Below are 12,842 nucleotides of genomic sequence, written 5' to 3' on the forward strand. Positions count from 1 at the left end.
GGTCAGGGCGCCGCCTCGGCGGCGGTCCGGGACAGCCACGCCAGGGTGGTGGCGGCGTAGAAGGCGTCGTAGTTGTGGACGACCGCGGCCGGGTTCCCGTGCCGGGCGGGGGCACCCAGCCCCAGCGCCGCCGGCGGGCGGATCAGCTTCCGGTTGACGATGAACGGCACCGCGAGCTCGCCGAGCCCGCCATGCGACCGCAGCGGGACGTCCAGACCGCTCAGGTCGTGGGCGGCGGCCCGTTTCCCCAGCACGGTCGCGGCGTCGGCGAGCACGACCACGTCACCGAGCCGGTCCGCAGGCATCGCGAACTCCCGGGCGGCGTCGGCGCGCAGGTAGGTCGCCTGCACGCCGTCGAGGGTCGCGAGCGCCTCGGCCACCGCCGCGGCCGTCCCGGCTGACGCCGCGGACTCGACGCCGCCCACCACGTGGACGTTCGCCAGTGAGCCGAGGGCGCCATGGTGGGCCACATACGGGTCGGTGATGGGCAGGACGACACGTAGATCGGCCCGCCCGTCCAGCAGCCGCGCGATCTCGTCGCAGAGGTGGACGACCCGCGGCCGGCCGTGCGCGTCGGACTTGGCGCTCATCCCGTGGTCGGCGGTGAGGACGATGGTCGCGCCGAGCTCGTCCAGCGCCCGCGCGTACCGGTCGATCATCGCGTAGAAGTCGTTCGCCGCGGCGGTGCCGGGAGCATGCTTGTGCTGGACGTAGTCGGAGAGCGACAGGTACGTCAGGTCCGGCCGGCGGTCCCGCAGCAGCGCGACGCCGGCCGCGAGGACGAACTCGGACAGCTCGGCGGAGTACACCTCGGGCACCGCCCGGCCGATCAGCCCCGGCACGTCCGCGATGCCGTTGGTCTCGATCCGCGCCGCGCCGGCCTGTTCGGCGGAGAAACAGACCGCGCCCGGCCGCGGCGCACCGGTCCTGGCCGGTCCGGGTGCGTCCAGGCCGGTTCCCAGCAGCCGGCGAAGCTTGTCCTTCGCGGTGACGACGGCGACGCCGAGCCCGGCCGCGTGGGCGGCGGCGAACAGCGTCGGGGCGCGCAGCAGGTCCGGGGACGTCATCGGCAGCTCGGTGCCGCTCGCGTCGTCCCAGTAGGTGTTGCCGCTGATGCCGTGCACCGCGGGCGGGCGCCCGGTGGCGATGGAGAGGTTGTTCGGGTTGGTCAGCGCCGGCATCGCGCCGTGCGCCGGCCACGAGGTGCCGGTGCCTGCCCCGGCCCCGGCCCCGGTGCTGGCCAGCAGGCCCGCGAGCCAGGGCATCCGACCGGCCTCGACGGCTCGCTCGTGGTAGGCGGGGGCGCTGCCGTCGACGCAGATCACCACGACCGGATCGGCGCCGAAGAGGTATTCACGGCCGTTGACCTCGACCCGGGTCACCACGCCGGTCACTCCGCGAAACGCTTCCGGACCTGCGCCGACACCTGGTCGACCACGATGATGAGAACCAGGACGATCAGAATATGGGTGAGCATCTCGTCGAACTGGAACAACTGGATGGACTGGTTGATCAGGAAGCCGATGCCGCCGGCGCCGACCAGGCCCAGCACCAGCGAGGAACGGACGTTGACGTCCAGCCGGTAGAACAGCAGCCCGACGATCTGCGGCAGCACCGTCGGCAGCACCGCGTTGGTGGCGATCTGCAGGCTGGACGCCCCACCGACCCGCAGCGCGTCGCGCGGCCCCGGGTCGCTCTCCTCCATCGCCTCGGCCCAGAGCTTGCCCATGACCCCGGTGTTGTGCACGACCAGGGCCAGCACGCCGGGGAACGGCCCGAGCCCGACCGCCGCGACGAAGATCAGCGCGAACACGACGTCCGGGATCGCCCGCAACGTCGACAGCAGGGTGCGGGACACCTGGTAGACGTACACGTTGCGGGTGGTCGCCCGCGACGCGAGCAGGGAGAGCACGAACGCGGGCGGGACCGACAAGGTCGTCCCCAGCAGCCCCATGTAGAAGGTCACGAGCGCGGCGGTGAGGCCGGGGCGCACCACCTCGGGCCACGAGAAGTCGGGCGGGAACGCGCCGGACAGGAAGTCCCCCATCCCCCGCCAGCCCGCCATCAGCTCGCCGGGCGAGATGTCGGTCTCGCGCCACGCCAGCGCGTGCACCGCCACGACCAGCCCGAGCAGCACCAGCCCACCGGCACCGATCAGGCGGCGCCGCGGCGGTTCCGGCGCCGGCCCGTCGAGGGCGGTCTCGTCCACGGTCGCGGTCAAGGAGCCTCCCCGGCCCGGGCGCGGTCGGCGGCGTACAGCCGCTCGATCTCGTCAGCGTGGATGTCGTTCGGGGCGCCGTCGAACGCGACCCGGCCCGCGGCCAGGCCGACGACCCGGTGCGCGTACCGCAGGGCCAGATCGGGCTGGTGCAGGACGGCGACGACCGCGTAGCCCTCGGCGGCGAGGTCACGCAGCAGCCCGATGACGTTCTCGGCGGCCGCCGGGTCGAGGGCCGACACGGGCTCGTCCGCGAGCAGGACCGACGCGCGCTGGCACAGCGCCCGCGCGATCGCGACCCGCTGCTGCTGGCCGCCGGAGAGCCGACCGGCCGGCTCCCCCGCCCGCGCCGCGAGCCCGACCCGGTCCAGGCACCGCATCGCCTCGACCCGCACCGACCTCGGGAAGGTGATCGGCAGCAGGGAACGCCACAGCGGCAGCCGTCCCAGTGCCCCGCAGCAGACGTTGTCGATCACGCTGAGGCGCCGCACCAGGTGGATCTGCTGGAAGACCATGGCGGCCTGGCGGCGCGCCTGGGCGGTCCGCCGCAGGTCCGCCGCGTCCAGCGGGACACCGGCGAGTCGGATGGTCCCGCCGTCGGCTTCGAGCAGGCCCACCACGCAGCGCAGGGCGGTCGACTTCCCGGAGCCGTTCGCGCCGAGGACGGCGACGAACTCCCCGGCCCGCACGCACAGGTCGAGGCCGGCGAGAACCTCCTGCGCCCCGAACGACTTGCGTACGTCGACGAGCTCGAGCAGCACCGGCGCCTCGGCTTCCCCGATCGCGCCGGATTCACCGAGCTCACGGGAATCCCCGAGCTCACCCGGATCACCGGCGGCGACGAGGGTGCCGGCGCCGGGTCCGGGCGGCGCGGGCCGCCCGGACGGCTGTGACACGGTCAGGCGTCCTTCTCGGTCAGGCCGAGGGTCTGCGCCAGCGAGAAGATGGGCTGGTAGGTGTCCCTGGTGACGGCGACGAGCGGCCCGGGCGGCGAGACGTCCAGCAGCGCGCCCAGCTCGCCGACGTCCTTCGGGGACAGGTGCAGCAGCGCGTCGGCGACGGCCTTCTTGAACTCCGGGCTCAGGTCGCCGCGAACGGTGATCGGGTCGTTCGGGATGGGGTCGGAGGCCCAGATCTGCCGGAAGCCGCTCGGGTCGAACTCCTTCGCCTCGGTGGCGGTGGCCAGCTGCTGCGTGTTGATCTCGGCGGCGTCCACCTTGCCGTTCTTCAGCGCGAGCAGCGCCTGCGGGTGCCCGCCCGCGTAGGTCAGGTTGACGTCGGACTCCTGCAGACCGGCGGTGCGGATGGCGTAGCGCGGGAACGCGTCGCCGGAGGTGGAGCCGGCGCTGGACAGCGCCAGGTTCCTGCCCTTCAGCTCCTCGACCTTCGTGATCGGGGAGTCCTTCGGCACCCAGATGCCGGCCTTGTAGGAGCTGAGCTTCCCGGTGGAGTCACCGAACGACGCGACGGCCTCGGCGTTCGCGTTCTTGCTCGCGAAGACGAAACCGAGCGGGCCGAACACCGCGACGTCGATCTTCTTGTTGCGCATCGCCACGACCTCGGCCGAGTACTCCGTGACGACGGTGGTCTCGACCTTGCAGCCGAGCTCCCGGCTCAGGGCCTCGCCCACGAGCTTGAACGCGGGCGTGAGCTTGGCCGGGTCCTCGAACGGCTCGACAGCCATCTGGACCGTGCCGCCGTTCGGGCACTCGACCTTCCCGGCGGCGGTGTCCGTCTTCGAGCCGGAGTCGTCGGAGCCGCAGGCGGCGGCGAGTACGAGAACCATGGCGCTTGCCACGAGTGCGGCACCACGACGAACAATCATGACGATGACTTCCTGTGAGTGGGGAAGATACGCGGAGCAGAGCGGAAAGAAGCGGAAGGGCGCGGAGAAGAGCGGAGCGGAAACGACGGCGGATCAGGCCGAGCCGTGAGTCGGGACCGCCGTGCACCAGAACAGGCCGGAAACAGGGCAGGCCACTGACCAGGCCGTGGGTCAGAGCAGGTCGTGAGTCAGAGCAGGCCGTGAGTCAGAGCAGGTCGTCGAGGACCGTCGGGGCCAGGCCGAGCGCGGTGGTCATCCCGATCCCCGACGTGACGGAGACGACGCGCACGCCGGCCGTCGGGGCGGCGATGAGGAATGGCTGCGGCGCCGAGGCGTAGACGCCACGCCAGCGTTCGAGGACGTCCAGCCGCGCGACCCCGAGCAGCCTGGCCGTCTCGGCGAGCACCAGCTCGTCGCGTCGCTCGTCGGTGAAGGGCGCTGGGGTCAGGGCGTAGTCGTGGGTGTCGCCGATGGTGAGGCTGCCGTCGGGGCGCTGCGTGAACATCAGGTTCAGGCCGGCCTCCACCGCGCGCGGCGCCTCCCGGGCGATCCGGTCGCGCAGCGCCGGCAGGCTCGGGCACTCGTCGAAACCGCTGTAGCGCAGCAGTGAATGCCCGGTGAGGATGGCCGGGTCGATGGGCAGCTCGTGCGGGTCACGCACCCGCAGCATGCGCAGGGCGCAGCGGCGGACACCGTGGTCGGCCGCCAGGTCGGGGAACAGGCGGTCGACGTTGTGACCGACGCAGACCACCGTCCGGCCAGCGCCGATCGTCCCCCGGGAGGTGTGCACGGCGCCGGTCTCGATGCCGCCGACCGCCGTGTTCCAGTGGAAGCGGACGCCGTGGGCGGCCAGCCAGGCCGCGATCGCGCCGGCCGCCGCGCGCGCGTCGATGCACAGGTCGAGCGGGAACCAGGCGCCGCCGAGCGCCGGCCCGGCGAACGGGGCCCGCCGGCTGGTCTCGGCGGCGTCGAGCAGCACCACGTCGTCACCGCGGATCTGGGCGAACTCGTCGAGCACGGCCAGCTCGTCGGCATGGCGCGCGAGGACGAGCGTGCCCGCCTCGCGCACCGTGAACCCGGCGTCCTTGCCCAGCTGGGTCCAGCGGGCCCGGGCCCGCAGCGCGTAGTCGAGCGCCGGACCGGACTGTGCGGTGACGCAGCCGTGCCCGAAGTTGCGCACGGAGGCTCCGACGGCCCGGTCGTCACGCTCGACGACGACGACCGACTGCCCACGGGTGTGGGCGTCGAAGGCGTGAGCCAGCCCGACGATGCCGGCGCCGACCACCACGACGTCCGCTCGAACGCCGTCCAAACCTGTCATGAGAGGCAGGGTCGGCCACGCTCCACAGCCTGGTCAACAGGCCGGAAGTGACGTCGTCGAGAGTTCGCCTCTCGTTCATTTGCACAGCTTTTTGCCTTCCAACACCGGCGGCAAGCGGCTCGCCAACCTATATAGTCAGGTTCGTGGCCGCCGCCTTGCACACCATGATCGCCGAGGACATCCGAGAGAAGATCCGCTCGGGTGCGCTGCCGGTCGGCACCGCGCTGCCATCGGCGTCCCAGCTGCGCGCCCAGTGGAAGACCTCGCTCGGGCCGGTACGCCAGGCGCTCGCCGCCCTGCGTGCCGAAGGGGTCATCACCGGCGGGCCCGGCAAGCCGCCGGTGGTGTGCAGCTCGTCGCTGGGGCAGTCGTTCAACACGCTGCTGTCGTACTCGGCCTGGGCGCACTCGATCGGGCGCCAGCCCGGACAGCACACACTCGAACTGGCACTGCGCCCGGCCGACGAACACGCCTGCACGGTGCTGAACGTCCCGCCGGGAGTACCGGTCGTGCAGGTGCTGCGGCTGCGCTACCTGGACGGTGAGCGCGCGATGCTCGAACGCGGCACGTTCGTCGAGCACGTCGGCCGGCACCTGTTCGACTTCGACACCAGCTCGGGGTCGATGTGGGCGCACCTGATCTCGCGCGGGGTCCGGTTCGCCACCGCCTCACACGTCATCGACGCGGTCGCCGCCGACCCCGTCGACGCGCTGCACCTGGGCGTGGTCGCAGGGGCCCCGCTGCTCCGCCAGCAGCGCACCGCCCGCGACCCCGACGGCGAGGTCCTCGAATACCACGACGACCGGTACCTGCCAGCGGTGGTCAGCTTCACCCTCGAGAACACCTTCGACGCGCGCTGCGCGCTCGTCCGCAACGCGGCCGCGACTCCGACCCGCTGAGCCTGGAGGGCACCCTCACATGACAGCACCCTCGACCGCCCCCTCGATCGCTCCGTCGATCGCTCCGTCGATCGCTCCGTCGATCGACCTGGTCGTCCTCGACATGGCCGGTACCACGATCGACGACGGGCAGGAGGTCTACCGCGTCCTCGGGGAGACAGCGCTCGCGAACGGGGTCGCGCCGAGCGCGGTCGACATCGACCGGTGGCACGGCTCCACCAAGAGCGAGGCCCTGCGCACCATGCTCACCGCGAGCGGCGGCACGCCCCCCAGCGACGAGGTGCTGGCCGCGGTCGTCGCCGACTTCCGGGCCCGGCTCACCGCCGCGTACACCCAGCGCCCGCCGCGGCCGCTGCCCGGCGTGCCCGAGGCGCTCGCAGAGCTACGCGCCGCCGGCATCCGGGTCGCGCTCACCACCGGCTTCGACCGCGACATCGTGGACGCGCTGCTGCCCGCCCTCGGCTGGGACGGCGACGCCATCGCCGACGCCGTCGTGTGCGGCAGCGAGGTGGCGGCGGGCCGCCCGGCGCCGTACATGATCTTCCGGGCGATGGAGCGGGCGGGTGTCACCGACATCGCCCGCGTGCTCGTCGCCGGCGACACCCCGCGCGACCTCGAAGCCGGCGTCAACTCCGGTGCCGGCTTCGTCGTGGGCGTGCTGACCGGCGCCTGCGGCGTCGACGAGCTCGGCGCCTACCGGCACACCCACCTGCTGGCGTCGGTCGCCGACCTGCCGGCGCTGCTCGGCGTGCGCGGCCGGCTGGTCGGCGCGCCGTGACCCTCAAACGCGCCGCGGACGAACGCACCGCGGACGAACGCGCCGCGATCGACCGACACACCGCGACCGCCCAGCCGTCCGACACGCGTGCCGCTGTCTGGCGTGGGGGCGACGCGGTCGCCGTCGAGCCCGTCGCGGTTCCCGTGCTCGGGCCGGGAGACGCGCTCGTGCGGGTTCGGCTGGCCACCGTGTGCGGCAGCGACCGGCACACCGTCAGCGGCCGGCGCCGCCAGCCCTGCCCCTCGATTCTCGGCCACGAGACCGTCGGCGAGATCGTCGCGCTCGGCCCGGGCGAAGCCTCGGCGGTGGACGGGCAGCCCCTGCGGCTCGGCCAGCGGGTCATCTGGTCGGTGACGCTGCCCTGCGGCTCGTGCGACCGCTGCGCCGCGGGATTCTCGGCGAAGTGCCGCACCGTGCGCAAGGCCGGCCACGAGGCGTTGGGCTCCAGCTGGAGCCTGTCCGGCGGATACGCGGAACATGTGCTGCTCCCGCACGGGCTGCCGGTCGCCGTCGTCGACGACGAGCTGCCGGACACCGTCGCGGCACCCGCCGCCTGCGCGACGGCGACGGTGATGGCCGTCATCGAGCGCGCGGGCGCGCTGACCGGCCGGCGGGTCGTCGTCGTGGGTGCCGGCATGCTCGGGCTCGCCGCCGCCGCGGCGGCCGCCTGGGCCGGGGCGTCCACGGTGACCTCGATCGACCACCACCCGGCGCGGCGTGAGCTGGCGCGGCGGCTCGGCGCCACCGATGCGCGGCCGACCGTGCTCGAGGCGGGGACCTGCGACGTGCTGCTGGAGTTCTCAGGCTCGTCCGCGGCGCTGCAGGACGGGCTGGCCGCCCTGGACGTCCAGGGGGCCGCCGTCCTCGCCGGTTCCGTCGCGCCCGACGCCGCCGTCGCACTGGACCCGGAGGCGGTGGTACGCCGTCAGCTGTCCATCCTGGGCGTGCACAACTACGAGCCCCGGCACCTGGGGGCGGCGCTCCGTTTCCTGGGCGAGACCCACGAGAAGCTTCCGTGGTCGGACCTTGTCGCCGCACCCGTGCCGCTCGATGAGATCGGCCGGCTGCTGACCGAGCCCGCCGGCCCGATGCCGCGCTACTCGATCACCCCCGGCTGACGCTCCCCCACCGCTGCCACTCCCCCCACGGCTGTCGCTGTCGCTGGCCGCTGCTGCTGCCGCCGCCACTGCTACGGCTACTGCTGCCGAGCAGGACCTGAGGATTGTGGCCGTCGGAGCAACCACAATCCTCAACACATCGGTTGCGCACTGTTCCGGGCGACTCCGGGCTGCTCCGGGTCGCTGGCTTTCCCGCCGCGGGCCGCGACCTGTTCACCTGGCCGATCTTCTGGTTTCTGACAGCACTGGTCAGCTTTCGACGCTGGCAGGCCTGTTCCATCCACGCGACTAGAGGGCTCCGCGTTTCCCTTTCTCCTCATCTCTTGACATCCACTTCTCCGCCATTTTCACAAGCGTCCGAGGGACTGCGATCGGAAGAGAAACGAAGAGCCCTTCAGGAGTCGTCTCCGCGCACCTCGCCGGGCCCCGCGGGGGTGGGGATTCCCCCGTCCAGCACGCCGAGAGCACCGCCAGCGGCCCCTCGAGCCGCTGGTCACGGGGTTCGTCGGGGTCTCGGCAGACACCCGGACGTCGTGCCGGGCCGGCTATGCCGCGACCGGGGGCCGTCCGCGGCCACCGCGAGCCCGCGATTTCCGCGTGCGGGCCGCCCGCGATTCGTTCAACAGATCGGGACGATTCGGGCTTCAGACACCTCTGTCACTTTGCCGGGCGCAGGCCGGGAGGGAATCCATCAGGAGCGCCACGACGTCACGCGGACCGGCCAACCACGATTTCTCCCCCACCGCGCATGACCGAGGCAACCCGACCCGTCTCATTGTCGCGGAATCGCGCCGACCAGGATCGGTAGCCGGGCGAACGCGGCCGCCCCCAAGCAGGAACAAAGGATCTTGGCCGCCAGAACGACCGATATCCCTCCCGCTTCGAGGCGCCCCGCCCGCACCTCCCCCCGCCGCCTCGGTTGCAGCTGCTTCCGGACAAGCCGTCAGGGGGCCTGTTCGAAAAGCTTCTGGCCCAGGTACTCTCCGGGCTGGACGCCCGGCGGGCAGGCGAACAGTCCGCTGCCGACATGCTGGATGTATTCGTTGAGGGCATCGTTGGCCTTGCCGGCCAGCGATTTCTGGATGGTCACGAACTGCTTGCGCGGGTCGCGCTGGTAGGCGATGAAGAACAGCCCGGCATCGAGCCGGCCCAGGTCGTCGGTGCCGTTCGTGAACGAGTACCCGCGGCGCAGGATCACGGCGCCGCCGTTATGGGAGGAGTGGGCGAGTCGGACGTGGGCGTTGGGATCGACGAGCGGCTCACCGTCGGCACCTTTGGCCCCGAAATCCAGTGGGTCGAACTCGTCGCTCCTTCCGGGCGGCGCGCCGCTTCCCTTGGCCCGGCCGATGACCCGCTCCTGTTCGGTGAGCGGCGTGCTGTCCCAGGGCTCGATGAGCATGCGGATGCGGCGGCTGACGAGATAGCTGCCGCCGGTCATCCAGGCCGGCCCGTCGCCGGGCTGAACCCAGACCTGGGTGTTCATGATGGCCGTGTCCTCGGCCCTGATGTTGGCCGTGCCGTCCTTGAAACCCATCATGTTGCGCGGGGTGACCTGGGCGTTCGAGGTGGAGCTGGTGCGGCCGAACCCCAGCTGGGAGTAGCGCACCGAGGCGGTGCCGCGGGCGAGCCGGGCCAGGTTGCGGATGGCGTGCACGGCGACCTGGGGGTCGTCGGCGCAGGCCTGCACGCACAGGTCGCCACCGCTGAGGGCCGGGTCGAGCGCGTCGCCCGGAAAGGCGGGCAGGTCGGCGAGCTGCGGCGGGCGTGAGGCGGCGAGCCCGAAGCGGTCCTTGCCCTTGGCGTCGGTGAACAGGCTGGTGCCGAAGCCGAACGTGAGGGTCAGCCGGGCGGGCGACAGCCCCAGTGCCTCACCGGTGTCGTCCGGCGGTGCGCCTGGCTCGCCGGTCACCGCGCCGGTGCCGACATCCGTCCCGACGGTCAGGTGGGTGGCCGCGTTCGTCCAGGCGGTGAGCAGCGCGATCAGGTCCTCGCGGGTGGCGGTCGCGCCGAGGTCGAAGGCGGCGAAGTGCAGCCGGTCCTGAACCGGGGTGACGATGCCGGCCTGGTTCGGGCCGAAGAACGGCACCGTCTGGCCCGACTCCGGTGACCCGTCGTCCCCGGTGGAGACGGCGAAGGCGGCGGCGGTGCCACCTGCGCCGACACCCGCGCTGACGACCGCGGCGCCGCCGAGGAGCCCGACGATGCGGCGACGGCTGAAGCCGCGCGACGCGGGAGCCGGGTCCGGAGCCGGAGCTGGGGCCGGAGCCGGAGCTGGGGCCGGAGCCGGAGCTGGGGCCGGGGCCGGCACTGGGGCTGGGGCCGGGGCCGCTGACGCCGGAGTCGGCGCCGAGTCCGGTGCTGGCTGACTTTCGCGGCCGTGCGGGCCGCCGGGGTCGGGTGCGGTGCTCACTTGCTGGTCACGACTCCCGCGATCTGCCCGATCGGCTCGGAGATCGCGTCGACCTCGACGGCGAGGGCCTTCACCTGCTCCGGGGTGAGGGTGTCGTAGGAGACGTAAGGGCTGCCGGGGATGTAGCCGTTGTCTCCCGGCTTGGCCAGGTGGGTGTCGAGCAGGCTCACCAGCGCCGGGAAGCGCTTGTCGAGGGTGGACACCAGTTCGGGGTCCTTCTCCTGCAGGGCCGGGCGCAGCGCGCTGTAGACGTACTTGGCGCCGTCGACGTTGCCGGCGAAGTCGACGAGGTCGATGCGGGAGTACCGCTCCTCCTCGCCGGTGACCTTGGACGCGGCGACCTCGTCCAGCAGCGACTTCGCCCCGTTGGCCATCACCAGGGGGGTGAGCTCCACCGTCTTGACCAGCTCGTTGAGCTTGCCGACGTTCGTGGTCAGCGCGGTCGCGAGCGGCTGTGTCCCGTCCAGGGTCTTCTGCTCGAAGAGCTTCTGCTCGATCGCGTGGAACCCGACGAACGGCGTCTCTCCGGTGGCGTCGTCGATCCGCATGTCGATGAGCGGGTCGAGGTCACCGAAGGACTCCGCGATCGGCTCGATCCGCTCGTAGTGCAGGCGTACGGCCGGGTAGGCCTCCTTCGCCTTGGCCAGGTCACCCGAGCCGATCGCCGCGACGAAGGTCGCGGTGGTGTCGACCAGCGCCTGGGTCTCGGACTCGACGTAGGTCTGGTAAGAGGTGACCGCGGTCTGAAGGTTCTGGTCGAGCGTCTGCGGCGGCGCGGCCTTGCCGGTGACCTTGAGCGCGGTGCGGATGCCGTCGCCGACCATCCCGGGCTTGCAGGCCACCTGGTACTCGCCGGCTGGCAGGTCGACGATCAGACTGCGCTTCGTCGACGGGCCGACGTTCTCCACCTCGCCCATGATCCGGTCGCCGGCCGCGTAGACGTACACCTCGGTGACCTGCGACGCGGTGTTGGTCACCGCGAAGGTGTGCCGGCCCGCGGCCAGTTCCACGCTGGCCACCTCGCATTTCTTGTCGCCCGCCTTGACCGCCACCGGTCCCCCGCCGGCGCCGGCCGCCCCGGACGAGCCGGAGCTGGCCGTCTCGTCCGAGGAGCAGGCCGCGGCCAGTGTCGCGACCAGGACGACGGGACAGGCCACGCGCAGGACACGACTGACAGGCGATTTCACTGGTTCTCCTCAGGGGTTCTGGGCGGTGCGAAGGATCGGTCGGAGGCGGACCGCGTCGGCGGCCGCCGACGGCGCCGTCAGCTGGTCGATTCCGACGGGATGGGCGGTACCTGGCCCGCCGCGCCCGCCGGTCCCGGCTGGCTCGGCTGGCTCGGCTGGCCGGAGCGGAGCCGGTGGCCGAGGAAGAAGACGGCCATGACGGGGACGAGGTAGGCGGTCCAGGCGATCGCCTGGGCGACGGTGGTCTGCGGAGTGAAGTTGAAGACGCCCTTGAGCAGCGCCCCGTACCACGAGCCGGGCGAGATCTGGTCGCTGACGTCGAAGGCGAGGGTGCCGAGGCCGCCGATGACGCCGCCTTCCTGCAGGTCGTGGACCGCGTAGGCCAGCACGCCGGCGGCGATCACGATCAGGCCGGCGCCGGTCCAGGTGAAGAACCGGGCCAGGTTCAGGCGGACCGACCGCCGGTACAGCAGCCAGGCCAGGACGACCGCGGTGACGATGCCCAGGGAGAACCCGATCACGGGTGTGGTGGTGCTCCCCGCGGCCTGCACCGCCGACCAGAAGAACAACGCCGTCTCCAGCCCCTCCCGGGCCACGGCGAGGAAGGCGGTGAGGGCGACGGCGAACGCGCCGAGCTCCAGCGCCGAGGCGAGCCGTCCGTCCAGCTCAGCCCGCATGCCGCGGGCGGTGCGGCGCATCCAGAACACCATCCAGGTGACGAACAGGACCGCGATCGCCGACATCGTTCCGCCGAAGATCTCCTGGCTTCTGAAGTCGGCCAGCAGGGTCGTCGACGTGTAGGTCAGCAGCGCCCCGAAGCCGACGCTGACGGCGACCGCCAGCGCGACACCGCCGCCGACGAGCACCAGCCGGTCCTGCCGGCCGACCTTGACCAGGTAGGCGATCAGGATGCTCACGACCAGCGCGGCCTCAAGGCCCTCACGCAGGCCGATCAGGTAGTTGGCGAACACGGCGCTCGATCCTCCAGATCAACAACTATCTGACGATAGTTGTGGAGGTAAGGCATACCTAATGTTCACGGAAAACGCAAGCTTGCTTTCCGCCCGCCATCGGGTCGAGCCGGCA

At 72.1% G+C, this 12,842-nt stretch carries 11 protein-coding genes; 3 read left to right on the forward strand and 8 right to left on the reverse strand.

Annotated features, from left to right (window positions below; genetic code table 11):
- Positions 1–2: 2 nt before the first annotated feature.
- The 5 genes from phnA to ACG83_RS04545 form a co-directional block, all read right to left on the reverse strand.
- Positions 3–1,385, reverse strand: coding sequence for a phosphonoacetate hydrolase (gene phnA, locus ACG83_RS04525; protein WP_054565412.1), 1,383 nt, complete (start codon positions 1,383–1,385; stop codon positions 3–5).
- A gap of 5 nt (positions 1,386–1,390) precedes the next feature.
- The gene (gene phnE, locus ACG83_RS04530; protein WP_054564849.1) at positions 1,391–2,221 is read right to left on the reverse strand and encodes a phosphonate ABC transporter, permease protein PhnE; all 831 of its coding nucleotides are present in this window, start codon (positions 2,219–2,221) and stop codon (positions 1,391–1,393) included.
- Complete coding sequence (locus ACG83_RS04535; protein WP_369812863.1) at positions 2,218–3,000, reverse strand: phosphonate ABC transporter ATP-binding protein; 783 nt, start codon at positions 2,998–3,000, stop codon at positions 2,218–2,220. Before ACG83_RS04535 ends, phnE begins: the two co-directional genes overlap by 4 nt.
- A 116-nt stretch (positions 3,001–3,116) precedes the next feature.
- Positions 3,117–4,043, reverse strand: a complete 927-nt coding sequence (locus tag ACG83_RS04540; RefSeq protein ID WP_054564850.1) for a phosphate/phosphite/phosphonate ABC transporter substrate-binding protein — start codon at positions 4,041–4,043, stop codon at positions 3,117–3,119.
- A 205-nt stretch (positions 4,044–4,248) separates the two neighbouring features.
- A complete protein-coding gene (locus tag ACG83_RS04545) occupies positions 4,249–5,364 on the reverse strand; it encodes a TIGR03364 family FAD-dependent oxidoreductase (RefSeq protein ID WP_054564851.1) in 1,116 nt (371 codons plus the stop codon).
- Between the two features lie 143 nt (positions 5,365–5,507).
- Between ACG83_RS04545 and ACG83_RS04550 the strand changes: the two genes are divergently transcribed.
- From ACG83_RS04550 to ACG83_RS04560, 3 genes are read left to right on the forward strand one after another with little or no spacing between them, the layout of a single operon-like run.
- The gene (locus ACG83_RS04550) at positions 5,508–6,263 is read left to right on the forward strand and encodes a GntR family transcriptional regulator (RefSeq protein ID WP_054564852.1); all 756 of its coding nucleotides are present in this window, start codon (positions 5,508–5,510) and stop codon (positions 6,261–6,263) included.
- A gap of 19 nt (positions 6,264–6,282) precedes the next feature.
- Positions 6,283–7,041 carry a phosphonatase-like hydrolase gene (locus ACG83_RS04555; protein ID WP_083473016.1) on the forward strand — a complete coding sequence of 253 codons (759 nt, stop codon included), beginning with the start codon at positions 6,283–6,285 and terminating at the stop codon, positions 7,039–7,041.
- Between the two features lie 47 nt (positions 7,042–7,088).
- Entirely contained in the window at positions 7,089–8,159 is a 1,071-nt protein-coding gene (locus tag ACG83_RS04560; RefSeq protein WP_054565415.1) for an alcohol dehydrogenase catalytic domain-containing protein, read from the forward strand.
- 943 nt (positions 8,160–9,102) lie between these two features.
- On the opposite strand, the gene efeB is transcribed toward ACG83_RS04560, so the two are convergent.
- The 3 genes from efeB to efeU all read right to left on the reverse strand — a co-directional run bounded on the left by efeB (position 9,103) and on the right by efeU (position 12,727).
- Positions 9,103–10,467, reverse strand: coding sequence for an iron uptake transporter deferrochelatase/peroxidase subunit (gene efeB / locus ACG83_RS04565; protein ID WP_063792975.1), 1,365 nt, complete (start codon positions 10,465–10,467; stop codon positions 9,103–9,105).
- Positions 10,468–10,565: 98 nt separating this feature from the next.
- Positions 10,566–11,756, reverse strand: coding sequence for an iron uptake system protein EfeO (gene efeO / locus ACG83_RS04570; RefSeq protein ID WP_054564854.1), 1,191 nt, complete (start codon positions 11,754–11,756; stop codon positions 10,566–10,568).
- 77 nt (positions 11,757–11,833) lie between these two features.
- Complete coding sequence (gene efeU / locus ACG83_RS04575; RefSeq protein WP_054564855.1) at positions 11,834–12,727, reverse strand: iron uptake transporter permease EfeU; 894 nt, start codon at positions 12,725–12,727, stop codon at positions 11,834–11,836.
- Positions 12,728–12,842 lie beyond the last annotated feature (115 nt).

The sequence above is a fragment of the Frankia sp. R43 genome (genome assembly GCF_001306465.1).
GTDB lineage: Bacteria > Actinomycetota > Actinomycetes > Frankiales > Frankiaceae > Parafrankia > Parafrankia irregularis.

What these genes read in the sequence shown, in the direction of transcription:
- ACG83_RS04540 (WP_054564850.1), bottom strand. Translation starts at nt 4,043, where the DNA reads ATGATTGTTCGTCGTGGTGCCGCACTCGTGGCAAGCGCCATGGTTCTC.
- ACG83_RS04545 (WP_054564851.1), bottom strand. Translation starts at nt 5,364, where the DNA reads ATGACAGGTTTGGACGGCGTTCGAGCGGACGTCGTGGTGGTCGGCGCC.
- ACG83_RS04555 (WP_083473016.1), top strand. Translation starts at nt 6,283, where the DNA reads ATGACAGCACCCTCGACCGCCCCCTCGATCGCTCCGTCGATCGCTCCG.